Here is a 254-nt window from a genome sequence, read left to right as displayed (position 1 = left end):
ATACTGGCTTAAATTCGCAATTACGGCACCGAACTCGGTCGTGTTTCTCCCACGTCATAATGCTCTGGCGACCGCAGCGAGGACAGGAGGTATTCTCCCAGAACTGCTTGAGCCGCCGCTCGATGCGGGCATCGAGCGGCTCGATGTTGATCTCGATAACTCCGAGCTCGATCAACTGCCGAAACATCCCACCAAACACTGGCTGAGCAGAAGGCATATTGCCAGATTAGAACTGTCTGAGTGTGATTATACGG

General features: G+C 53.1%; 1 pseudogene. It reads right to left on the bottom strand.

Annotated elements, in window-relative coordinates:
• Positions 1-217, bottom strand: a pseudogene (locus tag EXE41_RS18880) (IS1595 family transposase); the annotation flags it as partial.
• Positions 218-254: the final 37 nt, after the last annotated feature.

The organism is Halorubrum sp. SD690R, assembly GCF_005435035.1.
Taxonomy (GTDB): domain Archaea; phylum Halobacteriota; class Halobacteria; order Halobacteriales; family Haloferacaceae; genus Halorubrum; species Halorubrum ezzemoulense.
The sequence above is the reverse complement of the archived record's forward strand: the minus strand, read 5'-3'. Positions and strand labels throughout refer to the sequence as shown.